The 23,950-nt window shown below is 44.9% G+C and carries 25 protein-coding genes; 14 read left to right on the top strand and 11 right to left on the bottom strand.

Going from position 1 to position 23,950, the window contains the following annotated elements:
- The coding region (locus R7E00_RS04620) for a glycoside hydrolase family 18 protein (RefSeq protein WP_318124403.1) at positions 1–1,815 on the top strand (1,815 nt) is incomplete at its 5' end.
- 168 nt (positions 1,816–1,983) lie between these two features.
- Here R7E00_RS04620 and R7E00_RS04625 read toward each other — a convergent pair.
- Together R7E00_RS04625 and R7E00_RS04630 are read right to left on the bottom strand one after the other, a co-directional pair.
- On the bottom strand, positions 1,984–2,841 hold the full coding sequence (locus R7E00_RS04625; RefSeq protein WP_017633823.1) for an alpha/beta hydrolase: 858 nt from the start codon (positions 2,839–2,841) through the stop codon (positions 1,984–1,986).
- 128 nt (positions 2,842–2,969) lie between these two features.
- Entirely contained in the window at positions 2,970–3,560 is a 591-nt protein-coding gene (locus R7E00_RS04630) for a TetR/AcrR family transcriptional regulator (protein ID WP_005374416.1), read from the bottom strand.
- Between the two features lie 250 nt (positions 3,561–3,810).
- Between R7E00_RS04630 and R7E00_RS04635 the strand changes: the two genes are divergently transcribed.
- Together R7E00_RS04635 and nhaD are read left to right on the top strand one after the other, a co-directional pair.
- Positions 3,811–4,836, top strand: a complete 1,026-nt coding sequence (locus tag R7E00_RS04635; protein ID WP_213900006.1) for an acyltransferase — start codon at positions 3,811–3,813, stop codon at positions 4,834–4,836.
- Positions 4,837–5,256: 420 nt separating this feature from the next.
- On the top strand, positions 5,257–6,687 hold the full coding sequence (gene nhaD / locus R7E00_RS04640) for a sodium:proton antiporter NhaD (protein WP_005374422.1): 1,431 nt from the start codon (positions 5,257–5,259) through the stop codon (positions 6,685–6,687).
- A gap of 37 nt (positions 6,688–6,724) precedes the next feature.
- Here nhaD and R7E00_RS04645 read toward each other — a convergent pair whose 3' ends face one another.
- Positions 6,725–7,120 carry a GFA family protein gene (locus tag R7E00_RS04645; RefSeq protein ID WP_033907219.1) on the bottom strand — a complete coding sequence of 132 codons (396 nt, stop codon included), beginning with the start codon at positions 7,118–7,120 and terminating at the stop codon, positions 6,725–6,727.
- Positions 7,121–7,321: 201 nt separating this feature from the next.
- Between R7E00_RS04645 and R7E00_RS04650 the strand changes: the two genes are divergently transcribed.
- On the top strand, positions 7,322–7,930 hold the full coding sequence (locus tag R7E00_RS04650; RefSeq protein ID WP_033907220.1) for a YitT family protein: 609 nt from the start codon (positions 7,322–7,324) through the stop codon (positions 7,928–7,930).
- A gap of 72 nt (positions 7,931–8,002) precedes the next feature.
- Here the strand turns inward: R7E00_RS04650 and R7E00_RS04655 are convergent, their stop codons facing one another.
- The 3 genes from R7E00_RS04655 to R7E00_RS04665 form a co-directional block, all read right to left on the bottom strand.
- Positions 8,003–8,821 carry a hypothetical protein gene (locus R7E00_RS04655; protein ID WP_064376354.1) on the bottom strand — a complete coding sequence of 273 codons (819 nt, stop codon included), beginning with the start codon at positions 8,819–8,821 and terminating at the stop codon, positions 8,003–8,005.
- Positions 8,822–8,921: 100 nt separating this feature from the next.
- Positions 8,922–9,404, bottom strand: coding sequence for a methylated-DNA--[protein]-cysteine S-methyltransferase (locus tag R7E00_RS04660; RefSeq protein WP_213900005.1), 483 nt, complete (start codon positions 9,402–9,404; stop codon positions 8,922–8,924).
- Complete coding sequence (locus R7E00_RS04665; protein ID WP_136976769.1) at positions 9,401–10,768, bottom strand: AlkA N-terminal domain-containing protein; 1,368 nt, start codon at positions 10,766–10,768, stop codon at positions 9,401–9,403. The genes R7E00_RS04660 and R7E00_RS04665 overlap by 4 nt, the downstream gene beginning before the upstream one ends.
- Positions 10,769–10,962: 194 nt before the next feature.
- On the opposite strand from R7E00_RS04665, the gene R7E00_RS04670 reads away from it, so the two are divergent.
- The 3 genes from R7E00_RS04670 to R7E00_RS04680 all read left to right on the top strand — a co-directional run bounded on the left by R7E00_RS04670 (position 10,963) and on the right by R7E00_RS04680 (position 12,637).
- On the top strand, positions 10,963–11,166 hold the full coding sequence (locus tag R7E00_RS04670; protein WP_017633816.1) for a hypothetical protein: 204 nt from the start codon (positions 10,963–10,965) through the stop codon (positions 11,164–11,166).
- Positions 11,167–11,488: 322 nt separating this feature from the next.
- Positions 11,489–11,932 carry a DoxX family protein gene (locus tag R7E00_RS04675; RefSeq protein WP_005374434.1) on the top strand — a complete coding sequence of 148 codons (444 nt, stop codon included), beginning with the start codon at positions 11,489–11,491 and terminating at the stop codon, positions 11,930–11,932.
- A gap of 9 nt (positions 11,933–11,941) precedes the next feature.
- A complete protein-coding gene (locus R7E00_RS04680) occupies positions 11,942–12,637 on the top strand; it encodes a pirin family protein (protein WP_203345515.1) in 696 nt (231 codons plus the stop codon).
- Positions 12,638–12,718: 81 nt separating this feature from the next.
- Here R7E00_RS04680 and R7E00_RS04685 read toward each other — a convergent pair whose 3' ends face one another.
- On the bottom strand, positions 12,719–13,612 hold the full coding sequence (locus R7E00_RS04685) for a LysR family transcriptional regulator (RefSeq protein WP_213900004.1): 894 nt from the start codon (positions 13,610–13,612) through the stop codon (positions 12,719–12,721).
- 149 nt (positions 13,613–13,761) lie between these two features.
- Between R7E00_RS04685 and R7E00_RS04690 the strand changes: the two genes are divergently transcribed.
- Positions 13,762–14,115, top strand: coding sequence for a DUF413 domain-containing protein (locus tag R7E00_RS04690; protein ID WP_005374439.1), 354 nt, complete (start codon positions 13,762–13,764; stop codon positions 14,113–14,115).
- A gap of 147 nt (positions 14,116–14,262) precedes the next feature.
- On the opposite strand, the gene R7E00_RS04695 is transcribed toward R7E00_RS04690, so the two are convergent.
- Positions 14,263–14,514 (bottom strand): DUF3081 domain-containing protein, encoded by a 252-nt coding sequence (locus R7E00_RS04695; protein ID WP_005374440.1) that lies wholly within the window; start codon positions 14,512–14,514, stop codon positions 14,263–14,265.
- Between the two features lie 374 nt (positions 14,515–14,888).
- Between R7E00_RS04695 and nagB the strand changes: the two genes are divergently transcribed.
- A complete protein-coding gene (nagB, locus tag R7E00_RS04700) occupies positions 14,889–15,689 on the top strand; it encodes a glucosamine-6-phosphate deaminase (protein ID WP_005374441.1) in 801 nt (266 codons plus the stop codon).
- A 90-nt stretch (positions 15,690–15,779) separates the two neighbouring features.
- Here nagB and R7E00_RS04705 read toward each other — a convergent pair whose 3' ends face one another.
- Positions 15,780–16,646 carry a hypothetical protein gene (locus R7E00_RS04705; RefSeq protein ID WP_005374442.1) on the bottom strand — a complete coding sequence of 289 codons (867 nt, stop codon included), beginning with the start codon at positions 16,644–16,646 and terminating at the stop codon, positions 15,780–15,782.
- Between the two features lie 154 nt (positions 16,647–16,800).
- The gene (gltS, locus tag R7E00_RS04710) at positions 16,801–18,027 is read right to left on the bottom strand and encodes a sodium/glutamate symporter (protein ID WP_171344991.1); all 1,227 of its coding nucleotides are present in this window, start codon (positions 18,025–18,027) and stop codon (positions 16,801–16,803) included.
- Between the two features lie 413 nt (positions 18,028–18,440).
- Here gltS (R7E00_RS04710) and R7E00_RS04715 point away from each other — a divergent pair, with 413 nt between their 5' ends.
- The 3 genes from R7E00_RS04715 to R7E00_RS04725 are packed head-to-tail and all read left to right on the top strand — an operon-like array spanning position 18,441 to position 20,496.
- Positions 18,441–18,812, top strand: a complete 372-nt coding sequence (locus R7E00_RS04715; RefSeq protein WP_005374444.1) for a GntR family transcriptional regulator — start codon at positions 18,441–18,443, stop codon at positions 18,810–18,812.
- A complete protein-coding gene (locus R7E00_RS04720) occupies positions 18,809–19,666 on the top strand; it encodes an ABC transporter ATP-binding protein (RefSeq protein ID WP_005374445.1) in 858 nt (285 codons plus the stop codon). Before R7E00_RS04715 ends, R7E00_RS04720 begins: the two co-directional genes overlap by 4 nt.
- Positions 19,666–20,496, top strand: coding sequence for a hypothetical protein (locus R7E00_RS04725; RefSeq protein WP_213900003.1), 831 nt, complete (start codon positions 19,666–19,668; stop codon positions 20,494–20,496). Before R7E00_RS04720 ends, R7E00_RS04725 begins: the two co-directional genes overlap by 1 nt.
- 101 nt (positions 20,497–20,597) lie before the next feature.
- On the opposite strand, the gene gltS (R7E00_RS04730) is transcribed toward R7E00_RS04725, so the two are convergent.
- A complete protein-coding gene (gene gltS, locus R7E00_RS04730) occupies positions 20,598–21,833 on the bottom strand; it encodes a sodium/glutamate symporter (protein ID WP_005374448.1) in 1,236 nt (411 codons plus the stop codon).
- An 862-nt stretch (positions 21,834–22,695) separates the two neighbouring features.
- Here gltS (R7E00_RS04730) and R7E00_RS04735 point away from each other — a divergent pair.
- Complete coding sequence (locus R7E00_RS04735; protein WP_213900002.1) at positions 22,696–23,490, top strand: DUF4344 domain-containing metallopeptidase; 795 nt, start codon at positions 22,696–22,698, stop codon at positions 23,488–23,490.
- 24 nt (positions 23,491–23,514) lie between these two features.
- Positions 23,515–23,901, top strand: a complete 387-nt coding sequence (locus tag R7E00_RS04740) for a thiol-disulfide oxidoreductase DCC family protein (RefSeq protein WP_054576513.1) — start codon at positions 23,515–23,517, stop codon at positions 23,899–23,901.
- Positions 23,902–23,950 lie beyond the last annotated feature (49 nt).

Here is a 23,950-nt window from a genome sequence, read left to right on the forward strand (position 1 = left end):
TACAGCACGCCTATCAAGGGTAACTACGCAATGCTAATGGCATTGAAACAACGTAACCCTGATCTAAAAATCATCCCATCGATCGGTGGTTGGACACTGTCTGACCCATTCTTCGATTTCGTGGACAAGAAAAACCGTGACACATTCGTCGCATCAGTTAAGAAGTTCCTGAAAACTTGGAAATTCTACGACGGTGTTGATATCGACTGGGAATTCCCTGGCGGCGGCGGTGCAGCAGCCGATAAGGGCGACCCTGTAAACGATGGCCCAGCATACATCGCACTGATGCGTGAACTGCGCGTAATGCTTGATGAATTAGAAGCTGAGACAGGCCGTACTTACGAGCTAACGTCCGCTATCGGTGTCGGTTACGACAAGATTGAAGACGTAGACTACGCAGATGCAGTTCAGTACATGGATTACATCTTCGCAATGACTTACGACTTCTACGGCGGTTGGAATAACGTTCCTGGTCACCAAACTGCGCTTTACTGTGGTTCATTCATGCGTCCTGGTCAGTGTGACGGTAGTGGCGTTGATGAGAACGGCGAACCGTACAAAGGTCCTGCTTACACAGCAGATAACGGCATCCAACTTCTTCTTGCTCAAGGCGTTCCTGCAAACAAGCTAGTACTTGGTACAGCAATGTACGGTCGTGGCTGGGAAGGCGTAACTCCAGATACGCTAACCGATCCAAACGACCCAATGACAGGTACTGCTACAGGTAAACTGAAGGGCAGCACAGCGCAAGGTGTTTGGGAAGATGGCGTAATTGACTACAAAGGCATTAAGTCATTCATGCTAGGTGCAAACAACACTGGTATTAACGGCTTCGAGTACGGCTACGATGCACAAGCTGAAGCACCATGGGTATGGAACCGTACTACGGGCGAGTTGATCACATTTGATGACCACCGTTCAGTGCTAGCAAAAGGTAGCTACGCGAAGTCTCTTGGTCTTGCTGGTCTATTCTCTTGGGAAATTGACGCGGATAACGGTGACATTCTAAACGCGATGCACGAAGGTATGGCTGGTGGTGTGGTTCCTCAACCAAACCGTAAACCAACCGCAGCCGCTGGCGCAGATCAATCGGTAACAGGTCCTGCAAATGTGGTTCTAGATGGCAGCCTGTCAAAAGACTCTGACGGCACCATCGCAAGCTACGCTTGGGAACAAGTATCTGGCACAGCAGTGGTACTAACAGGTGCAAACACAGCGAAAGCAAGCTTTGATGCAGCAGAAGTTACTGTTGAAGAGCAATTAACTTTCAAGCTGACGGTGACTGATAACGAGGGTGCAACGGCATCTGACCTCGTTGTAGTAACAGTGAAACCAGCAGGTGTTGTTGACCCAGTGAACAGCGCACCAGTAGCACAAGTTGTTGCTCCAGCAACAGCAAACGCTGGTGACGTTGTGGTTGTAGATGCATCTGCGTCTAGCGATGCAGACAACGATACCCTGACATTCAACTGGACTCTACCTCAAGGTCTGAATGCAACGGTTGAAGGCTCTAAAGTCACGTTCACTGCTGCGGAATACCCGCAAGACACAAGCTTAAGCTTCACTGTAAGTGTGAGCGACGGTAAAGCGTCTTCATCGGCAAGCGCGACAGTGGTTGTTGCACAGCACACAACCGATCCGAACCCTGGTACTTGTGACAACGCATGGGATGCGAGCGCAGTGTACACAGGTGGTAACCAAGTGACTCACGCAGGTAAAACGTGGGAAGCGAAATGGTGGACTCAGGGTGACGATCCTAGCCAATCTGGCGAATGGGGCGTTTGGAAAGAAGTTGGCGTAGCTAACTGTAACTAATTTCAGCCTTGCAGACGTTCTGCTAAATAAACAAAGGACAGCTTCGGCTGTCCTTTTTGGATTTAACCTCTTAACGAGGAGAGCAACACCAGAGACGAAAAAGTCTGAGGTGTTACTTTCAAACCGAATTAGCGCAAAACGGAGCGAATCAATCAGTAAAAGTAAGGGTTACCAAGCACTATCGAGCAAACGGTCAAAACTACTGAAGACTTGCTCACACTTCATCACTCGACCATGCCCCTGACCTTGTGTTGTCACTAACTCAACGTTTTTAATCTCTTCAGCCGCTTTTGCCGAGACACTGTATTTGGTGAACTTGTCTTGCTCATCATGAATAATAATGGTGTGAGACGGACGCTCAGACAAACGCTTCATCGGATCAATGGACTGTAACGGATAACCAAATTGGTCTTCAACTTCTGAAACCACAGCATTAAAAAGCTTCATCGAGTAACCGGAACGTGCAATGCTACCGAATAAGTTCTCTACGTAATTTAATACCGGAGCAATAAGCAGCAAAGGCTTGTTTTCTAACTTACTGTGCCTACACTCAAGAGCAGAAGCGGTGCCCATGCTGTGCCCAACTAGGCCAACAATATCCTCGACCGTATCCAACACATCTTCTAATCCTCTGACAAACCCCGGAATGTGCCCATACTGCCCCTCACTCTCACCATGTGCCGGATGATCGTACGCCAAAGCAGTAAACCCTTTCGACGCAATATGTTCCATCAGTGGATAAAACTGACTTGCCGTTCCAGACCAACCATGAGTTAGCACCCAAATAGGTCCAGATCCCAAAGTATAGGTTTTGATGATGCCTGCATGCCCTTTAATTTCACCTTTGATAAGCCCTTGAGGTTCAATATTTTTAGGTTGCGTACGAGCAGGTGTCAGAAGAAGCTTGCGCGCGGTCTTCTTTGCATGTGACGGGGCCAGTGTATGGTGTAACCGAGTACTAATGTTCACCAAACTGCGCTTAATACTGAAACGTTGCGATGTATTAAAGTAAATTTTTTCACTCATAATCATGTCCTTAACTATCAGCTTTGCACAAAATAGAACGGTCGTGCTTTTTACGCTGATAAGAAAGAGCGAACTCAGCCGCTCTTTGTGATTTTATGTCTACGAATCTGGGAAGCGAATAACCGATATTAGCCTTTCCAGCGAGAAAATAAGTTGTCGATCCCTTGCCAAAACAGACGCAAGCTTTCTTGCTCACCTTTAATTGAGTAAAAAACATGCGCACTCAAATAGAGACCGTACAAATCAAACGTTGCTTGGCGTGTATCTAAGTCTGCTGCAAATTCTTGCTTCTCTTTGCCTTTCGCTATTTGGATCTCCAAATAACTCAGCCAAGTGTCTATGGATTTACGCAGTCCGGCCTGAAGCGGGCAATCTTTATCTGCCGTATCATTCCAAGCGTCAAGAAACATACAACTTCCTTGGAATGCGTGATTCCAAGTCATCCAAGAGTCGAGCAACCCTCGAATTTTACGCTCGATATTGCCATCCCCGAGTTCTCGAGCAGGCTCAATAACCCGATCAGCGAACACTTTATTGGCGTGATCAAGCACCGATAGCTGTAAATTCAACTTCGAATTAAAGTGGGCAAACAGACCACTTTTCGACATACCGCATTGCTTGGCTAACTCTCCAATCGTAAGACTTTCTAATCCGTCTTCGCTGGCGATCTCAAAAGCCCGCTGCAGAATAAACTCTTTTGTCACTTTTCCTTTTTGCATAGTCTTATTTTTAGCACGATCGTTCTTTTTTGCAATCTCGAGTTAACTGGTCTAACCATTATTCAGTGCTATTTTCGACTCACGAATCAGGTATTGATTGCGTTAATAGGTTAATAATTAAGAAGTTTGAAGTAAGTCTTAATTTTCAAAACAGCTTCAATGTAAGCGCAAGTCTGTTGACTTTTTCACGTATTACTTCAGTAACAACCTGCTATTTTCACCTAAGTTTTTTATTTAGGTAAACAATGTAATGGCAAAGAAACAAAAAATAGCCAGCTTAGAGTTTGCACGTATCATTGCGATGCTTGCGATTGTGGGTTTGCATTGCCAGATGGCACTGACGTACTGGCAGTGGAATGGGATACCATGGGTTGGCTATATGCTCAACCAACTGGCTCGTTTTGCTGTTCCGCTGTTCTTTCTCATCTCGGGTTATCTAATCCAGCCGAAGTTGAGTCATTCACCTATCGATACTCTTAAGAACTACGCCAAACCGTTAATGAAGGTTTGGCTCATTTGGAGCATGATCAGTTTACTGATGCCATTCCAATGGCAGACGGTCGCTGAGGCTGGGTATCTCGCCGAAAGGCAAGGTTATTGGGGGTACTTAATGTCAACCCCGATCAATTCACTCATCGAAGGCGGACTCGTTCATCTGTGGTTTATTCCGGCTCTGGTCATTGCCGTAGCGTTAATTGCCTTTCTCGTGCATATCAATATGGCGCAACTGATACTGCCAACCGCAGTATTGCTATACATATACGGGGCCTTTGCTGGCAGTTACGCGACCATTACCGACCTGCCAGCGCCTTTCTTTACTCGTAACGGGCCTTTTTTCAGCACGTTGCTAGTTGCTCTAGGCTATTTCGCACGAGAAGTGCAGTGGCGGTGGTCGCGAAACAATACGGTTCGATGCATTATTCTTGGCATGGCACTGCATTTTGGTGAAGCTTACTGGCTGATGCAACATGACATCGCTTTCAACTCGCACGACTTCCTATTCGGTACCGTTATCTGGGCTGTAGGTGTCTTTATGTGGCTTTTGGCTCACCCTCATTTTGGCGACATGCCTTGGATCTTCAAACTATCTCCTAGCGTGTTAGGGATATATGTTAGCCATCTGCTTATCATAATTGTCATGATGAATGTCGCTGGATTTATCGGGCTGCAACACCTCGCGAAAGATGTGTTTATTTATCCTGCAACGATTGTTGCAACCATACTGCTTGTGAAAGCAATCGACGCTTCACCGTTGAAAAAATGGCTCCTACGCTAAATGCATTCAGCTCTAGATATAGCTATCTTTAACTCAAAAGGATTAGAGCTAGCCAGTTAAAAATGAGATTTCTCTCTCACTGACCAATTTTTGACTTTCTAATCCTTCAGAATTTGCTTTCACTCACAAAAAACATTGTTCATTTCCTTTAAATTGGCTCGACTATTACAACATTGCTCATTAAACGGAGGCTGTATGTGGGCAGGTCAAGGACTCGTTCCTTTTTTAGAGATTAGTCACTGGTTAACTTACGGTTTATATGCCGCTGCGGTTTTATTCGGCGCAGCAAGCATTGCGTCACTCAGAAAATAGTGGCGCACACTATCATTTCCTAACTCCTACTGTTAATTCGAGCTCTCTCACAACTAACTCATTCATTTGTGGCTAATATTTCTCCAACCAGACAAAGGAGAAATGTATATGCCAATCTATCCAATTGTGGCTTTCTGCTGTTTGTTGTTCTCTAGCGCCACCTTTGCTGCATCAACCAATGAACTGAACCTTGTTAATTCTGGTGTCGGTTACGCGGCTCTGATTATCTTTTCGATCGCTTACATACTGGTTATGTTGGAAGAGTATCTGAAAATGAGAAAATCCAAGCCAGTGCTGCTCGCTGCAGGATTAATTTGGATTCTGATTGGCTACACCTTTGCTCAACACAACCAGCCTGAAATCGCCAAATCCGCACTAGAACACAACTTGTTGGAATATGCCGAGTTGCTGCTGTTTTTGCTCGTGGCGATGACCTACATCAACGCAATGGAAGAACGCAAACTCTTCGACGCCTTACAAGCGTGGATGGTCGGTAAAGGTTTTGGATTCAAAAAGTTGTTCTGGCTGACGGGGTTTCTCGCTTTTGTCATTTCACCGATTGCCGATAACTTAACTACGGCCCTATTGATGTGCGCTGTAGTGATGAAAGTCTCTGGTGATAATCCTAAGTTCGTCAATCTTGCTTGTATCAACATTGTTATCGCAGCCAACGCTGGCGGTGCATTCAGCCCATTTGGGGATATTACAACCCTGATGGTGTGGCAAGCCGGTCATGTCAGCTTTGCTGAGTTCATTCCGTTGTTTGTACCGTCATTAGTGAACTACTTGGTTCCCGCATTTTTGATGTCACTTTTTGTTCCAAACACAAAACCGAATACGATTCACCAACACGTTGAGCTAAAACGCGGGGCAAGGCGTATTGTCGCGTTGTTCATTTTGACGATTGCCACCGCAGTCTCTTTCCATGCTGTGCTGCACTTCCCACCCGTTATGGGCATGATGATGGGCTTGGCGTACTTACAGTTTTTCGGATATTTTTTGCGCCAAACTCTCAAACACTCACTCGCAAAAAAAGCAGCTATGGCAATTGCCAATGGCGATGATCAGGCATTGAAGCGCTTAGGCTCAGTGGTTCCGTTTGATGTGTTTCATCGTGTGTCTCGAGCCGAATGGGACACCTTGTTGTTCTTCTACGGTGTTGTAATGTGTGTTGGCGGTTTAAGTTTACTTGGCTACCTCGAACTGGTTTCAAACGTCATGTACACGCAATGGAACCCAGTCTGGGCAAACGTAATGGTTGGTGTCCTATCTGCTATCGTCGATAACATTCCGGTTATGTTTGCTGTACTGACCATGGAACCAAGCATGTCGATGGGCAACTGGCTACTGGTCACATTAACCGCAGGTGTCGGGGGCAGTTTGCTTTCCATTGGCTCCGCGGCAGGCGTCGCTTTAATGGGAGCCGCGCGTGGACAATACACCTTCTTTGGCCACCTAAAGTGGGCTCCCGTCATCGCCTTGGGTTATGCCGCCAGTATTGCGGTACACTTGTGGATGAATAGCGGTTTATTTACTTAAAAACACCTAGAATTAGTCACTTAACTTGCAATGTAACCTAACGGTCGGATGGATGGTTAACGCCATCCATCACTTCAATCGCTCCCAACTCATATGGGTTGACGCCCTCTAAGCAGCCGACATTATAGCCATACTCACTCGGGTCAGAACGACGCTGATGGTGCGTATAAATACCGCACTCGCCACAGAAAAAGTGCTTCGCAGTGTGTGTATTAAATTGATACTGCTTCAAGACTTCTTCGCCTTGCACAATACGAATACCGTTCAAAGGTACAGACGCGACAATCGCGCCACGACGTCGACACATAGAACAGTCACACCGTCTCGGCTTCTCAATACCATTGGGTAACGCCAGTTCCAGCTCAACTTTTCCACAGTGACAACTCAGTCGATGTAATGTGCTGATTTGGGTGTTGCCAACTTTCTTAATCATAACTTTTCCTTGTTGTTTTTCTATCTGTGTACATTATGTTAAACAGGTTAATATCATCATAATCTCGTCCAAAAACTCGACATCCATCACTTTTCGCGACATTTTATTGGCCGATTTGTTAGTTGCTATTTTGGCGATTGTCTATCGCGTCCGTGAGACGTGTTATCTCCGGCGCGGTTTTTAAACCAAGGAAGTTAATTTATGGACAAAGATCATAGCCTAAGAGAGAACCTCTTGGCTCTGACGCTCGGCAGTGCGTTGGTGTCACTTGGGGTGATATTTTTTAGCAAAGTAGGATTGCTCACTGGCGGTACGGCTGGTTTGGCGATCTTCCTAACCAAAGTGAGTGACTTCAGTTTTGGTCAGATATTTTTCGCTCTTAACCTCCCTTTTTATATTTTATCTGTGATGCGCATGGGTTGGCGCTTCACTATCAATACCTTTATTGCGGTTTCGATTGTCTCTTTTGCGGTCGATCATCTGCATCATGTGATTGAGATTTCACGAATCGAACCTTTCTATGCGGCACTTTTGGGTGGTGGGCTGATTGGAATCGGTATGTTGGTAATTTTCCGTCACAAAATGAGTTTGGGTGGCTTTAACATTCTAGCGTTGTACCTTCAGGAACGTTTTGGAGTTCGAGCGGGTAAAGTTCAAATGGCGTTAGATTGTGCCATCGTGGTGATGTCACTGTTGATTGTAGATGTGCACCTTATCGCTCTATCTGTTCTAGGTGCCATCGCTACGAACTTGATTTTGGCGATGAACCATAAACCAGGACGATACCAAGCAAAAGCGCAAGCAGCATAATCATCGCTGCATAGTCAACAACCCTAAAGCCCCCAGCCAGTCGCTCGGGGCTTTTTTCATTCAACGCTAAGATCACGTCAACGAGCTCGTTTTGCAGTGCTGCTGCATCTCTTCATCCAATTTAGCTTTATATTTCTGGCTAAGATGGAAGTGTACTTGCATCAGCAAGTCATGTGCGTGGAACAGCTCAAGCGCGTCGCTACCATGTTGCTGACAAATATCTTCACAGCGCTCAGCATGCACTTTGGCTTCTTGCGGTTTATCCGCTTTAAGCAAGCTCATCGCTAAGCGATACTCTGCGCGCTCTTCTTGCATCCAACCCCCAGCCACTTTCCAATAGTCTAGCGCGAGTGTTGCTGCTTCTAACATCTTCGATTTTTCCATGGACGTGCGCTCAGCCAGCGCTTCGTACTGACATGCTAAGTTGTTTGCAGTGATCGCTATAGCGCGCGCTAATGGCCCTTCTGCATCGTTCGGCGTCATTCCTAACGCTGCTTTCACCAACCATTGACTCGCCAGTTCAAGCTGAGCAAGTGCAGAAAGTTCATTCGAAATCAAAGCGTAAACTCGGCGTTGTTCTTGCTCTTCCAATAATTCCATATTGTCAGTGCCATCTACGAAATAGCGCGCAACGGCAATACTGCGTTGAAATGCCAAACTCTCAGCAACCTTGCGTTCATCAAAGTGCTCTAAACAAGTAAGAAACTGTTCTGGGCACTGGAGATGCCCAATAGCGGTATGCAGCATCAATGCGAATATTCGCTCGATTTGGGTAACGTCTTCCACCTCGCTCAGAGCCGTTTCTAGCTGAGCATAAACTTGTTCGGGATTTTCCTCGTGATGCTGCCAACACTCACTCATGAAGGCATCAAAATCCGTTTTGAAAGGCATGTCCTTATTGTCCTTTTTCTATTCGTATAACGAATATGAAACTCTACACTATCGTTACCCCTGTGTAGCACGCTTAATCCCAATATGAGAATCGCCTCACTTAAAGCGGTGTACCTTGCTCCAGCGCGAGCAAACGTTGCTTGCGCTCCACTCCACCTGCATACCCAGTCAGTTTTCCGCTTTTGCCAATAACGCGATGACAAGGTACCACGATAGAAATCGGATTCTTCCCGTTTGCTAACCCAACAGCACGCACAGCTTTAGGGTTACCTATCGCATTCGCGAGATCTTGATAGCTCCACGTTTCCCCATATGGAATGGTCGTTAGTGCCTGCCAAACTTGATTTTGAAAATCAGTGCCTGTCGCTGCAAGGGGCAAGTCGAATTCGTTGCGCAGACCAGCAAAGTATTCATCCAGTTGGGTGACAGCTTGGCGCAAGACCGGATACTGCTCGTCTCGCACCCCCAGCTCACTCGGCTTAGTGGTGCATGTTTCAAACCAAATGCCAAGTAAGCCCTCAGCGTTCGATTGGATAGTCACCGTTCCTAGTGGACTCGGCATTTCGGTATAAAATGTTTTCATGATTGATTCCATAAGTGAAACGTCGCGTAGCTTCCCCAAGGGGCCGCAGTGTGCGTATTCAGTGATGGGTAACGCTGCATCGCCTTTTTCACCACTAAGTCTTTATCTAGAAAGCAATCGGGTTGAGATTGCCCTCGCAGTTGAGCATAACTGACAGTCCAAGGTCCAATGCCTTTCAAAGCTAGCCACTGTTGGGGGTCAGCTTCTGAGTTGTCCTGCATAAACTGGGCGAAGCGCACTAGCGTCTCTTTACGGCTTTGCGGCATGCGCAAAAAGCTCACGTCGGCGTTCGCAATATCACTGGGAGTCGGGAAAAAACGTTTTTCTGACTCTCCACTAAGTGTGGCCACCAATAAGTTAAGTTGACCAATCGCAGCTTTAACCGACACTTGCTGGCCTAAAATCGCTCTAACCCCTGCTTCCCATGCACTCCATACACCAGGAATACGAATACCTTTACTCGACACGAGCCCAGGCGCAACATACTCCAAATGCTGCTCAACAGTACAAATATCAGCGTCAAGATCGAACATACGACGAATGTCAGACACCAAGTTTTGCAGCTTCGTTACGTCTTCAATTTCAAACGCCAGTTCTAAGTATCCTTCACCTTTTGTCGCTTTAAACCAGGCTTTGCTGTTATCCAAAAAAACGTTGCGCTGATAACTCTCATCCCTCACCTGCTCGACCCCCTCAACCGCTCGTAAACGATAGAAGTCCAACATGTGCGACCAATTCAACTCACCTCGATAAGGTAAGGCAATTCGATTGCAACCCGCACCATCAAACTCTTTACGGCGTACTTGAGAAGGCGTTAGTTTGAGAAACTTTTGAAAAGCATCGTTAAAGCGGCGCGTACTGTTAAAACCTGACGCAAACCCCACGTCGGTGACCGACATAGAGCTGGAGTGAAGCAACTGTTTGGCGAACATTAGTTGCTGATATTGCGCATACTGCTTGGGTGACATACCTAGATACTGCTCAAACAACATACGTAAGTAACGGTCAGAAATCCCAACACGCTCAGCCAACTCAGACACCGAATGGTGATGCAACTCCCCTCTATCAATTAACGAAATCGCTCGTTGAAAGGTCGTCTCGACACCTTTCCATGCCCAAGATCCAGGCGCGCTGTCAGGTCGACAGCGTAAACACGGACGGTACCCTGCTTGAAGGGCTTGCGTCTTATCAGCGAAATACTCAACATTTTCTTCTTTAGGCAAATTTGCCGGGCAAATCGGACGACAAAAGATTCCCGTTGTTTTTACCGCCACATAAAATCGCCCATCAAAACGACTGTCTCGCGCGACTCGCGCCTTGTGACACTGCTCGAAGGTCAGTGAGGTATAGGGGTGAATAAACATAGTGCTTTCCTTGCTCATGCCTTTTGTCATTTATTGTTCATAGGCATCGTTCAATATAGTGTTATTGTAGCTTGCTTAAGCGCCCACAATTAGCCACTTTCGGAACTCAATATTGAGATTTATTGGCATTAGCGCTTTTGTACACTAAAGTTAGATCCAGAACATCACAACAACGTCGGCTAAAGGGAATTGGCATGGACTTACATACTTGCGTAATTGTATTAAGAAACCAAAAGGTTATTACCAGTAAATCCGTAGATCATTCTATTGGAATTATCGAAAGAGACTCAGATAACGAGATCTCAGAAATTCAGATTAATGCGACGGATGGACGTAATATTCGAACTTATCACTACAACAATGTAGAGGAGTCATTAGAGAGCTTAATGAACCTCTGACGGTTTTCTTTAACACACCTTTCTCCCTTGTTAAAAGCGAAAGCAATAGAGCACAGTACATGTGCTCTTTTTTTTGTTTAACAGCAAAAATGTTTATCGAAAATAATGACAGACCTTGATTTAAAACAGACAATAATCGGCAAATAAACACCCGAATATAAAAATCAAGACATTGATTTAAATAAAAACCAATCATTCAATTTTTTAGAACGAGTTTATCAAAATCCTCCCGTTATTTTTATGCTCGCCTCTACCTAAACTGTTCTCAACAGCACGGGAGCACACGCTTCCCACTCATTGAAAAGAGTCAGAGGACAGAATCATGAAAGCACTATTACAGAAAATTACCACATCAAACGCAGGTTACAGCGCACTATCACTTCGCGTTCCAATCGGCATTATCTTTATGGCGCACGGCGCACAAAAACTATTTGGCTGGTTTGGTGGCTACGGCCTAGAAGGCACAGGTCAGTGGATGGCATCTATCGGTTTAGGTCCTGGCGTACTCATGGCGTTACTTGCGGGCAGCGCAGAGTTCTTTGGCGGCTTGTTCATTTTACTTGGTCTGCTAACTCGACCAGCAGCGGTTGCTTTGGCGTTCACGATGGTGGTAGCGATATTCTCTGTCCACTTTGAAAATGGCCTATTCATGGCAAACAACGGTTACGAGTTTGGCTTAGCATTACTGGCAGCAAGCGTTTCTCTGGCGTTCTCTGGCGCAGGTAAAGCAGCGTTAGATAACTTTTTAAACAAAAAGCTCTCTTAAGGAGGCCTTATGATTACGGTAAGACATGCAGCAGACCGAGGTCGAGCAAACTTTGGCTGGCTTGATAGCAAACATACGTTTTCTTTTGGTAGCTACTACGATCCTCAACAAATGGGCTTTTCCGAGCTGAGAGTCATTAATGACGATGTAGTCAAGCCTGGCGCGGGTTTTGATACACATGGCCACCGTGATATGGAGATCATCAGCTATGTGTTGGAAGGTGTTATCGCACACAAAGACAGTGAAGGTAACGTCAAAACACTACCTGCAGGTGAATTCCAACTCATGTCGGCAGGGAAAGGGATTTACCACAGTGAGTACAATGCATCGAACCAAGATACGCTGCGGTTTCTACAGATTTGGATTCAACCGAACACATTTGGAACCAAACCAGGTTATCAGCAAAAAGATTTTGGTCGCAATCCTGGGTTAACGACTATCGCAACTCCAACTGGAGAAAACGGCACGCTACTTATTAAGCAAGATGCGACTTTGCATCAGTTAATTCTTGAGCCAAGTAGCGAACTAAACTTTGAGATTGAGTCGGGCCGAAATCTATTCATCCATCAAGTGACTGGGAGCCTTAGTGTCGACAATACCACTTTGACGGCTGACGACGGCGCGAAGATTGAACACCAGAGTAAGGTTGTTTTGCGCAATACATCAAACGAAAGCACAACAGCCCTGTTGTTTGACTTACCATAACTATCGATTCATCGAGATAAAAACAAAGCCGCCTTGATTTCTCAAGGCGGCTTTTTCGTTTTTCTGACTTTTCATTCAACGCTATTCGTCGGAAGTGCCAGAACCAATTTGCTGAAAACTGTAAGCGGTCAGTGGATCGATCTCTTTGACAATTTCTTCCACTTGCTTAATCGCGTCTACAGACGAGCTAGCTTTACGATAGCTCAAATAGATAGGGCGACACCAATCTTCTACTCCAGGCACCTTGTGAAGCTGCCCATTAGCGATAAATGGCTCCACGAGAGAGATTGGTAAGTACGCGGCTCCACCCTTCTCTAAAATAAAGTCCAATGCGATACGCGCTGTTGAAGTGCGTAAATATGGAGCCGGAATCTTAGGGTGACGTTCAGAATGCTCTGAGGAGAAACGCGTCCCCCAGTCAACGTACACATATTTGTTTTCGAAAACGGTGTCTAAAGAATCTTTCTCAGTTGATACCAGAACGAGAACAACATCCGCCACTTTTTTACAGTTAAGCTCATCAGCTTTGATCTGATCGAACGCAAATGCCATATCTAACGTGCGCTCTAGCAAGCTACGACTGAGCATCTCACGTCCCATCACTTCTGCCATGAAGCCATAACCACCAAACGAATCTGTGACGACACTTAAACAATTCTGTAAATAAGCGTCCCAAATGTTTGGCGTGCCACCTAACGTTAGTTGCAGCGCTTTGCCATCTTCAAGCGATAATTCTAGCTTCGCTTGTTGCAATGTAGTGACCATTACCTCGGCATAGCTGATTAAGCGCTCACCTGCAGAGGTCAACTTTATGTTATTTCGATCACGAATAAACAATTGCGTATCGAAGTAACTTTCCAATTGTTTGATACGTGCGCTCACAGCGGCTTGGGTAATATAAAGGTTCTCAGCAGCACGTCCGAAGTGACGAACTCTTGCCAGCTCTAAAAATGTTCGAAAGACTTTTACATCCATAAACCATCTCCTGGTTAATATAAAACCAGATTAACAACTAATTAAAATCATGACGACAAAAAAGTTTTGTTTTTCTTTTGTTAGATTTAAGCCTAATTTTCGCCGTAAGTTCACTACATTCATCAATAACGGTTACAGAGGCTGTTGACATGTCTGACACTGAATTCCGTCATGGCAAAAAACGTTTTTACGATAACGTAAAATTCCCACGCGGCTTTGCAAAGTCTGGCGATTTTACTCTTTCAGAAGAGGAAATCCTAACAATTTATGGGGATACAATGCTTGGCTTAGAGTCAGGCGAATTAACACCTGAAAACAGCGAAGAGAAACACTTCATCAAGGTGTTAGAAAACCCGGGCAAAGCAAAAACAAAACTTGAGCGTACGTGGCTAAAGTACACCCAACTTGCTCGTGGTCGCAAGCGCTTCCATACGCTAAATGGTCGTAACAAGCCTGACGCCACAGAAGAATACATTGAAGAGAGTTTGGTTGAAGACGATTAATAACCAATAACCTAGTTCTCGCCTTTTTCTAGCAGTAGGCGAAAGCTCGTTTGACTTTACTGAGCGAGCAAGACAAGCTCATTTCTTCTCCTAAAGCCCAAGGGGGCATTCTCCCAAGGGCTTTTTTAATATTTGGGTGATAACCGTTTACTTGGCGAGCGTCGCAATCTTTTTCAGAAAGCTCTCTTTCAAATGCTCTTGGTCATATTCCAAGTGATAGGTGTTGTGGAAGCCAATTTTTAGCTCAACACCATTCCCTCTCAAGAAAACGTTGTACCCATCGTAGTCAGAAAACGCTTCTACACCTTCATACATTTTACCAAATTCGGTTGGCGTACCGTTGTTCATCACACATTCGTAAGCCTGTAGTACTTTGCTCGGATCTAACTCATTTTTCATACCGAATTCCTCACTGGTTTACACATTTCAATTATGGTTAAAGAATGAGCGCCATGCCATATCTAACCCATAATATTTGAAGTTCGTGTGCGATTTCGCACTCTGTAGGTTATTAAAAAACAAGGTTAAGTGCGAAGTCAGAACTTAATTTAGATCATAAATTTTATCTATTGATTCGTCAGTTTCATAATGCAATTTCTTTGTAAAAAATCGTCTTATAAAAGCATTTAGATATAAAAATCGTCGACAAAACCAACATTGGTTAAAGAAAAAGCAAAATTTTGACCTAAAACAATAGCAGTTCGCCATTACTTATTTTATAATGCGAATTAATGTTTCAGTACATCGTCAATTCCAATAACTAGGGGCACAAAATGAGACTTATCCCGTTAACTCGAGCAGCACAAGTAGGTAAGTGGGCAGCTGCGCATATCGCTAAGCGTATCAACGACTTTAAACCTACTGCTGAGCGTCCATTCGTTCTGGGTCTACCAACTGGTGGCACTCCTCTAGCAACCTACAAAGCCCTAATCGAGCTTTACCAAGCCGGCGAAGTCAGCTTCAAAAACGTCGTGACTTTTAACATGGATGAGTACATTGGCATCCCTGCGGATCACCCAGAATCTTACCGCTCGTTCATGTACAACAACTTCTTTAATCACATTGATATTCAAGAAGAAAATATCAACCTACTGAACGGTAACACAGACGATCACGACGCAGAATGTAAGCGTTACGAAGACAAAATTAAGTCTTACGGCAAGATCAACCTGTTCATGGGCGGCGTGGGTAACGACGGTCACATCGCGTTCAACGAGCCAGCGTCATCTCTTTCTTCTCGTACTCGCATCAAGACCCTCACTGAAGACACTCGCATTGCGAACTCTCGCTTCTTTGACGGCGATATCAACCAAGTGCCTAAATACGCGCTGACTATCGGTGTTGGTACGCTTCTAGACTCAGAAGAAGTGATGATCTTGGTCACTGGCCATAACAAAGCTCAGGCACTTGAAGCAGCCGTGGAAGGTTGTGTAAACCACCTATGGACAGTTTCTGCTCTTCAACTTCACCCTAAAGCGGTGATCGTATGCGACGAACCAGCTCAACAAGAACTGAAAGTGAAGACAGTGAAGTACTTCTCTGAGCTAGAAGCAGAAAACATCAAAGGCTTTTAACCCATAGGATGGCAGCCTAGAAACACACTAAAAATACAAAACCCGTGTTGAACACGGGTTTTTTCTTATCTGAACAGCGGGCTTAAGTCGTCAATAAGCTTTAATACCAAACTGACGAAGACGCTTAGGAAGCACTTCATCCAACTTGTCTAGTTCACTCGGTTCGACTTCGATAAGATTGAAATGATGCTGCTCATAAACAGTACGAATGGTCTCACGGTCGGCCTGAGCCATCTCCCCATCGTCACTTCCCCAAAATTGCAAATAGACTTTGCCACCTGGCAAGTAAAAATCGCTAGTGACATCTTGGTCAATCGGCAACTGACGCTCATAAGCGTGCACAACACCAGCCAAGTACAGCCAGTTGTCGATGAGCAACTCCCCCTTAGAGCGCACGTAATGCCCATCTAATGTTCGGTGCTTGGCTTCAAATTTTTGGCGAAAGCTTGAGTACGATTTATCCGTAGAATGTGACTCCGCGTCTTGCCCTAAAAACTCAATGACAGACTGCTTAAGACGCTTGTTACGCAGCACCACATCGTGCCATACGACAAAGGTATTTTGTGTTTCTTTATCGGTTCTTTGCTGCCCACCAGCGCGCACACCAGCTTCTGTGACACTCCATCCCTCTTCGGATTTGGTCAACCAACCCAGTTCACTCAAAAGCTGATTCATGCGCTTCGCATTCAATTTCAGCTTTTCACCCAGTTGTGTCGCGCTCAATGTTTTCCCTGAGCTGGGAGTCAGCTCAATATGTAAGTTGGTCGGCCAGACGATGAACTGGCCAAATTTAGGGTGATCCACATACTCACCGCCAAACTTTGCCCCTTCTTCGGTCAAAATCCACTTTTCATCTTGGCGAACGATGTAGCCTGCACGTTTGAGATCGGCAAACAGCAGCTTAGCTTCTACCTTGCGCATTTTCGCTAATGCCGACGTCGATATTTTTTCAGACATGTGGGTACCTCATGCTGCTGCAAAATTGAACACTATGTCGTCATAGTAACGCATTGATTTCACAGCTTGAAGTCAGGCAAACAAGATTTCGTGTTACAAATAGCAAAGCCAGCGTATAGGTGCTGGCTTTGTTATTTCGGTAAAAAAGCGAATGTTATCGAATAAAAGCGATGCATCCTTGCAAAATCACTAAATTCACAATGTCGATGAAGAATGCACCGACAATTGGAACCACCATAAATGCTTGTGGTGATGGACCATATCGACTCACGATGGAGCCCATATTCATGACCGCAGTCGGTGTAGCACCTAACCCAAAACCGCAGTGTCCGCTAGCGATCACCGCCGCATCGTAGTTGCCTCCCATCATGCGGAATGTTACGTAGTAAGTGAACATCGCCAACACTGCCGACTGAATAGCAAGAATAATAAGGAATGGGATCGCAAGATCGAAAATATTCCACAATTTCAAACTCATCAAGGCCATGGCAAGAAATAGAGATAGTGCAACCGTGCCAAGAATATCAACGGTTTCTAAATCAACCTTGCGCGCCTTCGTCACTTCCATGATGTTAGTGATAACAACACCAATAAACAGCGCATACACAAAATCGGGAATCATTAACCACTTGATGTCAAAACTGCTTACCCAACTCTCCAGATACTTCGCGCCTGTCACGCAAAGTAGAATGATGGACAAGCTTTCAACGACTCTTTTCGCTGTGACGCGATCTTCCTCATGTTCGTTGTACGTCACCAGTTCAGGGAAACTCTGATGACTTTGATTGGTGCGTCCGTATTCCGATTCCAAGTTGTGTTTGTTTAGTAGCTTTTGTGCAACAGGGCTGCCAATAATCCCGCCCATCACCAAGCCAAATGTAGCAGAAGCCATTGCCACCTCTAGAACATTATGCAAACCATACATTTCTTGAAAAGTTTGCGACCACGCAGCTCCAGTTCCATGTCCGCCAGAAAGCGTAATGGATCCGGCGATCAACCCCATGAGTGGATCTAACCCCAGCGCTGTTGCTAAGGACACGCCGACCGCATTTTGGATAAGAATGTAGACCGATGCCACAACTAGGAAGATGAAAACCTTCGCACCGCCTTTAATCAGTTGGGTGTAATTTGCCGCTAAGCCAACGGTTGCAAAAAACATCAGCATAAAGACGTTTTGCAGTGGTAAATCAAAGGAAACATCCACACCGTTTAAGTGCATCATCGTGATGACGCAAGCGACCACTAGACCACCAACAATTGGCTCTGGAATATTAAATTTTTTTAAGGTTGGTAACTTGGTATTGATGAACTGCCCTAAAAACAACACGCAAATTGCGACGAGGAACGACTCCTGTGGGCCGATAGATATTACCTGATTCATGAGACCTCTTTACTCTACTCTTTCTCATTCATTGAGCACGCGCTCAACGTGAGATAGGTGCCTAAGCCAGTCAGATTGCCTCTCGAAACTTTTGTTTTCTAGGCCTCTTTGACCATTGATTCTCATCAAGTAAGAAATAGGCAGACCTAAAATTATGCTAATTATCATTCAGTGAGAATATTTATTTAGAACAGGCGATAAGTGTATTGATGGGAAGAGAAAAACAACACTTCTCAACTTATGAGAAGCAATTAATTTCCATATAAAACAAAACCTCAAAACAACGACCACTTAGGTGGATATTTAGTGCGAATGAGACAGGCGGATACACTAGGTTTTAAATTATTACTTTCTCTCTAATGCACTAGGTGTTATACATATATATAACACCATCTCAACCAAGAGATTAACTCATGACTAATTGGCATGATCGCCAACCGATATTTCGACAGTTGGCAGACCAGATCACGCAGCAAATACTGCAAGGTGTCTGGCAAGAAGGCGATGCTCTGCCCTCCGTCCGTAGCATCTCTGCAGATATGAAAATTAACCACCTCACCGTTATGAAAGGCTATCAATTGCTTGTTGATGACGGGCTAGTGGAGAAAAAACGCGGTCAAGGTATGTTTGTCGCTTCAGGAGCAAAGCTCAAATTACTCGCAGACGAGAAGGCACGTTTTCTTCAGCAACAAATTCCGCAGATAGCCGACACAATACAGCGTCTGGATATGTCACTCGACGAATTCATTCAACAACTAAAACCACACTTGAAAGGTGACCAATGAGCGCATTAGTCAGTGTAAACAACGTCTCCAAGCAATATCAGCAACAAGGAGAAGCACTGCATGAAGTGAGTTTCGACCTACATGCAGGACAAGTACTTGGCTTACTCGGCCATAATGGCGCAGGTAAATCAACGCTTATTAATGCCCTACTCGGTGCACATGAATATCAGGGCACTATTCGTATCAACGGATTTGAACCCATTATGCAACGCGACAAGATAATGCAGAGCTTATCCTACATCTCGGATGTCAACGTTCTGCCAGATTGGATGACCGTTGCTCAACTGCTTCACTATACCGAGGGCGTGCATCCAGGGTTCAATCGCGCCCAAGCAGATACGCTACTTCGTCAAACGGACATCAAACCTCGTGCGCGTATCAAATCTTTATCCAAAGGGATGAAGGTGCAATTACACCTCGCGATTGTGATCGCGACCAACACCCAAATCCTCATATTGGATGAACCGACACTCGGGTTAGATCTCGTGTATCGCGAGACGTTTTATCGTCACTTATTGGAATGGTTTCACGACGGCGAGCGCGTGTTGATCATCGCCAGTCATGAAGTATCAGAGATTGAGCACTTGCTGACAGATGTTCTGATTCTTAAGCATGGTCGCCCCGTTCTGCAAACCTCGATGGACAGTATCAGTGAAGACTATTTCATTCTTGAAGCCAACGACGAGCACCGCACACAAATTGAAGCGATGAACCCACTCTCGTCACAAAAAGGCCTCGGTTCAACGAAATGGTTACTCAAAGCCCAGTATGCCCAACAAGCAGAAACAATGGGTTCCATCCATGGGGTGAAGTTAGCGGATCTATTTTTAGCATTGCAGAAGGAGGCAGCGTAATGCGTTCAGTTGTCGCGATGTTGCAAAAAGAGTGGTTAGAAAACCCTCTTGTTTTACGTATTCCACTGTTTGTGTTGGCGTGTGGAGTTATTCTCTTTGTGAGTTTAATGAGTAACGATACTCTACAACACAATATGTTTTTCCAAATGAGCTTTGGTGGCGATGTCAGTGACATTCACAAAGAGCTTGGTGATGACGTCAATATGTTGATTTCCGGAGGAGCAGGGCTGCTGTCTATCTTGTTAGCCGTTCAGTACTTCCCAAGAACGCTACGCAAAGAACGGGCGGAAGGCAGCATTATGTTTTGGCGCAGTATGCCTGTCAGTGACATAAAAACCCATTTAGTGAAGCTAGGATTTGGCTTATTGGTGATTCCGCTCGTCTGCTCGGTGCTCGTACTCGCTGCAAATTTAATGTTGTGGTTGCTGAACATCTCTACTGATCACCAATTGGCTTTATTGTACCGCCAAGCCTCGTTAGGTTACGTGCTGCTGCATTGGGGAGAGTTTTTAATCAGAATGTTTTTCGCCGGTATTCTGCTGTTACCGCTGGCATTAACTGCGATGGCTATTTCACAAAAAGTGAACTCACCACTGGTCATTTTGTTTATCGCCATTTATGCGCTACGTTGGATGCCTATCGCACTTTTTGGTTACTACGGGCTAGATCACTTTTTCTCCGAAGTGCTTTACCTTCCGCTGCACGCCATTATTACACCAAACCCATTCAATACCATTCCTCAAGCGGGTTGGTTAAACGTTGGCATTTACGCCTTCATTGGTATTCTTGGTTGGACAGCTAGCCTCAAGTTCAGCCGAACCATTCAATAATCCGTCGTCCGATAAACGGCCAAAATCGAGCCATAAAAAAACGGTCACAACCTGTGTTGTGACCGTTTTTATTTCGACCTTAGGAGATCATGAACTTAAATTTAACCAAGGAATGAAATGTAACCTTGTAAAATGATTAAGTTAACGATGTCGATAAAGAAAGCCCCCACAATTGGCACCACCATAAATGCCTGCGGCGACGGGCCAAATCGGTTAACGATCGAACCCATGTTCATTACGGCTGTTGGGGTTGCACCCAAGCCAAAACCGCAGTGCCCCCCTGCAATAACCGCAGCATCGTAGTTGCTTCCCATCACTTTGAACGTAACATAGTACGTAAAGATAGCTAAGACGACAGACTGCACAGCTAAAATAACCAAGAATGGAATCGCTAGATCGAAGATATTCCATAACTTCAAGCTCATCAGAGCCATCGCTAAGAACAGAGATAGCGATACCGTACCTAACATATCGACCGTTTCGGCATCTAACTTACGAATCTTGGTCACTTCCAAGAAATTCGTAATGATCACACCAATGAATAGCGCATATACGAAGTCTGGAATCATCAGCCATGAGATTTCATACGTGCTTACCCATTGCTCGACATACTTGGCCCCAGTAACACAGATCAGTAGGAAGAAGAGTTTCTCCACCACTTTTTTCGCCGTTACTTTATCTTCTTCGTATTCATTGTAAGTCACCAACTCCGGGAATTTCTCGTGAGTTTTGGCATCTCGACCACCACGACCATACTCAGACTCTATGCTGTTCTTTTCCACCAGACGCTGCGCTACAGGGCTACCAATGATACCGCCGATGATCAAACCAAAAGTCGCTGATGCCATTGCAATTTCTAAGACGTTATCCAATCCATACACGTCTTGAAAGGTTTGTGACCACGCAGCACCTGTACCATGACCACCAGACAGAGTAATCGAGCCAGCAATTAACCCCATCAAAGGATCTAAACCGAGCGCCGCCGCAAGTGAAACGCCAACGCCGTTTTGTATGATGATGTAAAACGATGCGACAGCTAAGAAGATAAAAACCTTCGCACCTCCTTTCATCAACTGAGTGTAATTTGCGGCCAAACCAACTGTCGCAAAAAACATTAACATAAACGTATTTTGTAATGGCAAGTCGAACTCTAAATCGATGCCGTTGAAATGAAGAGCAGTAATCATGCAGGCCACAATAAGGCCACCTACAATCGGCTCAGGTATGTTGAATTTCTTTAAAATCGGTAGCTTAGCATTAATAAAATGCCCCAGGAAAAGCACACTAATTGCGACCAAGAAGGACTCCAGTGCACCTACAGATATTAAATGATTCATATCGCCTCTTATTATTGTTCTCTTCATTCTCCGTAATGAATGAGTGTTAGTTTAACCTTCGTTCAATAGCAAATTTTCTCGCTTTATTGTTTCGAAAATACTCAAAAAGTTGGTGTAGATGCGCCTTAGGCTAGTTTAAGGGGCGCTCCTTAAGCGATGTGTCAGTTTTTACGCTGTTAGCAAGCCCTTAAATGTGAAAGGAGCTGATACAGCTCCTTCAAATGGCCCCTCGCAATACCTGTGCGTTATCGCTTGGGGTGTTGTGTTGTGAGTAAATTCTGGGTGACACTTTCTGAACCACTTCGGGCTCCCTTACTTAAACAGAATGTGTCAATTACTATCAAACAAAGTTCCTTCCCGTTGTAACCGCTAAACGCCGAGAGCGCGTTCAAAACAATTGGGTTTGCCTGTTCCTGTCGTAGCTTTTCAACTCTGGCTCATGGTGTATAAACGAGCCGAATCCAAGGAAACTCTCAGGCTGCAACAAACGTTTTCGTCACAACGGAGCAGGATTATAACATATCGCTGATAATTTTCTTCAATTCAGTGACATTCACCAACCCCATGGTTAAACCTTGCAATGATTAACTGCCTATTATCATTTTCATAGATAAAGATCGAAGCACAGTTACTCAGTAAGCTTCTTAGAATACGATGCATAGCTAATAACTTCACCGCCGTTCTTATCCAAGAGGTCTTGATAAACGCCCTAGAGAACCAAGCAGCCGAAATATGCGATGTTATCATGATTGCTTTTCGAGACCGACGTCCCGACTTTGGCTAATGAGTACAACCCCAACTATGCATCAGACAAAAACATGTATAATTTTTTATACAAGTTATTCAATAACAAGAGTCCCACATGAACATTCATTCGCTTTGCCCTGCGCTATTACTCAGCATAGCCTCATCAGCTACAGCAGCTGAAAACATTCGTATTCAATATTCTCCCGTAGAGACAACTCATGAAAAAATAACCCAACAATCTATTCAAAGCAGCGATGTAAACACCATCTTTGCTGAGCTATCTCAGGCCTACTTTCCATTTGATAAAGCTCTCACGCTGGTTTACGGCGGAGAAGATGGTCCAATGTATGATCCTGATACACACACAATATACGTTCCTTACACTTTTTATTTGGAGTCGCTCAATTACTTCTCCAATAATCAGTATGAAGAACGCTTCGGAAAATCCCCAAAAACAGGGGCGCTAGATACGTTATTGCACACTTTACTTCATGAAGCTGGACATGCTTACATCGAAGATCAAAGCATCCCTGTTCTCGGAAAAGAAGAAGATGCGGTCGATAATTTTGCCACTATTTTAATGATTGACTTCCTAGAAGATGGCGCAGATATGGCCATTAGCGCCGCCGACATGTTCGCATTCGAATCCGACGACAGACCGGACTACTACGATTTTGGCGAGTACATTGACGAACACAGCTTTGATTTGCAGCGTTACTTTTCAACGTTATGTTTGGTGTACGGTAGTGATCCGGAGCAATACAAAGCCTTACTCGATGAAGTAGAAAAAGACTACCTGCGTGATCGCAAAGAGTTCTGCCAATTCAATTACGGCAACATTCGCGACAATTGGCTGCATTACTTGCAAAACAATGAACCAAAAGAAAATTCGCCACGTAAAAGCGATTAGAAAATCTCAAACAAGAAGACCGCAATGACAAAACTCACCATATTTTATGACGGAACCTGCCCGCTTTGTGCCAAAGAGATGAAGGCGCTAAAACAACGCGATTCCAAGCAGCACATCAAAACCGTCGATATCTATAGTGATGCATTCGCAGATTATCCGCAGATCGATCCTGAACAAGCCAACACCATTTTGCACGCCCTCAACGAAAAGGGAGAGCTTCTGCTTGGGTTGGACGTGACTCATCGTGCGTGGCAATTAGTTGGTCGCGGTTGGCTCTACGCTCCACTGCGTTGGCGCCTCGTTAAACCTGTTGCTGACTGGCTTTACCTCAAATTCGCAAAGAATAGGTATCGCGTCTCATATTGGTTAACAGGGACTTCTCGTTGCAATAGTGGGTCGTGTTCACGTTAATTGTGATCCCGCTTAAAAATGCTACGACCTTCGTCTAGATTTACAAATT

This window comes from Vibrio sp. Vb1755 (genome assembly GCF_033338635.1).
Taxonomy (GTDB): domain Bacteria; phylum Pseudomonadota; class Gammaproteobacteria; order Enterobacterales; family Vibrionaceae; genus Vibrio; species Vibrio alginolyticus.

What these genes read in the sequence shown, in the direction of transcription:
- R7E00_RS04625 (WP_017633823.1), bottom strand. Translation starts at nt 2,841, where the DNA reads ATGAGTGAAAAAATTTACTTTAATACATCGCAACGTTTCAGTATTAAG.
- R7E00_RS04630 (WP_005374416.1), bottom strand. Translation starts at nt 3,560, where the DNA reads ATGCAAAAAGGAAAAGTGACAAAAGAGTTTATTCTGCAGCGGGCTTTT.
- R7E00_RS04635 (WP_213900006.1), top strand. Translation starts at nt 3,811, where the DNA reads ATGGCAAAGAAACAAAAAATAGCCAGCTTAGAGTTTGCACGTATCATT.
- nhaD (WP_005374422.1), top strand. Translation starts at nt 5,257, where the DNA reads ATGCCAATCTATCCAATTGTGGCTTTCTGCTGTTTGTTGTTCTCTAGC.
- R7E00_RS04645 (WP_033907219.1), bottom strand. Translation starts at nt 7,120, where the DNA reads ATGATTAAGAAAGTTGGCAACACCCAAATCAGCACATTACATCGACTG.
- R7E00_RS04650 (WP_033907220.1), top strand. Translation starts at nt 7,322, where the DNA reads ATGGACAAAGATCATAGCCTAAGAGAGAACCTCTTGGCTCTGACGCTC.
- R7E00_RS04655 (WP_064376354.1), bottom strand. Translation starts at nt 8,821, where the DNA reads ATGCCTTTCAAAACGGATTTTGATGCCTTCATGAGTGAGTGTTGGCAG.
- R7E00_RS04660 (WP_213900005.1), bottom strand. Translation starts at nt 9,404, where the DNA reads ATGAAAACATTTTATACCGAAATGCCGAGTCCACTAGGAACGGTGACT.
- R7E00_RS04665 (WP_136976769.1), bottom strand. Translation starts at nt 10,768, where the DNA reads ATGTTTATTCACCCCTATACCTCACTGACCTTCGAGCAGTGTCACAAG.
- R7E00_RS04670 (WP_017633816.1), top strand. Translation starts at nt 10,963, where the DNA reads ATGGACTTACATACTTGCGTAATTGTATTAAGAAACCAAAAGGTTATT.
- R7E00_RS04675 (WP_005374434.1), top strand. Translation starts at nt 11,489, where the DNA reads ATGAAAGCACTATTACAGAAAATTACCACATCAAACGCAGGTTACAGC.
- R7E00_RS04680 (WP_203345515.1), top strand. Translation starts at nt 11,942, where the DNA reads ATGATTACGGTAAGACATGCAGCAGACCGAGGTCGAGCAAACTTTGGC.
- R7E00_RS04685 (WP_213900004.1), bottom strand. Translation starts at nt 13,612, where the DNA reads ATGGATGTAAAAGTCTTTCGAACATTTTTAGAGCTGGCAAGAGTTCGT.
- R7E00_RS04690 (WP_005374439.1), top strand. Translation starts at nt 13,762, where the DNA reads ATGTCTGACACTGAATTCCGTCATGGCAAAAAACGTTTTTACGATAAC.
- R7E00_RS04695 (WP_005374440.1), bottom strand. Translation starts at nt 14,514, where the DNA reads ATGAAAAATGAGTTAGATCCGAGCAAAGTACTACAGGCTTACGAATGT.
- nagB (WP_005374441.1), top strand. Translation starts at nt 14,889, where the DNA reads ATGAGACTTATCCCGTTAACTCGAGCAGCACAAGTAGGTAAGTGGGCA.
- R7E00_RS04705 (WP_005374442.1), bottom strand. Translation starts at nt 16,646, where the DNA reads ATGTCTGAAAAAATATCGACGTCGGCATTAGCGAAAATGCGCAAGGTA.
- gltS (WP_171344991.1), bottom strand. Translation starts at nt 18,027, where the DNA reads ATGAATCAGGTAATATCTATCGGCCCACAGGAGTCGTTCCTCGTCGCA.
- R7E00_RS04715 (WP_005374444.1), top strand. Translation starts at nt 18,441, where the DNA reads ATGACTAATTGGCATGATCGCCAACCGATATTTCGACAGTTGGCAGAC.
- R7E00_RS04720 (WP_005374445.1), top strand. Translation starts at nt 18,809, where the DNA reads ATGAGCGCATTAGTCAGTGTAAACAACGTCTCCAAGCAATATCAGCAA.
- R7E00_RS04725 (WP_213900003.1), top strand. Translation starts at nt 19,666, where the DNA reads ATGCGTTCAGTTGTCGCGATGTTGCAAAAAGAGTGGTTAGAAAACCCT.
- gltS (WP_005374448.1), bottom strand. Translation starts at nt 21,833, where the DNA reads ATGAATCATTTAATATCTGTAGGTGCACTGGAGTCCTTCTTGGTCGCA.
- R7E00_RS04735 (WP_213900002.1), top strand. Translation starts at nt 22,696, where the DNA reads ATGAACATTCATTCGCTTTGCCCTGCGCTATTACTCAGCATAGCCTCA.
- R7E00_RS04740 (WP_054576513.1), top strand. Translation starts at nt 23,515, where the DNA reads ATGACAAAACTCACCATATTTTATGACGGAACCTGCCCGCTTTGTGCC.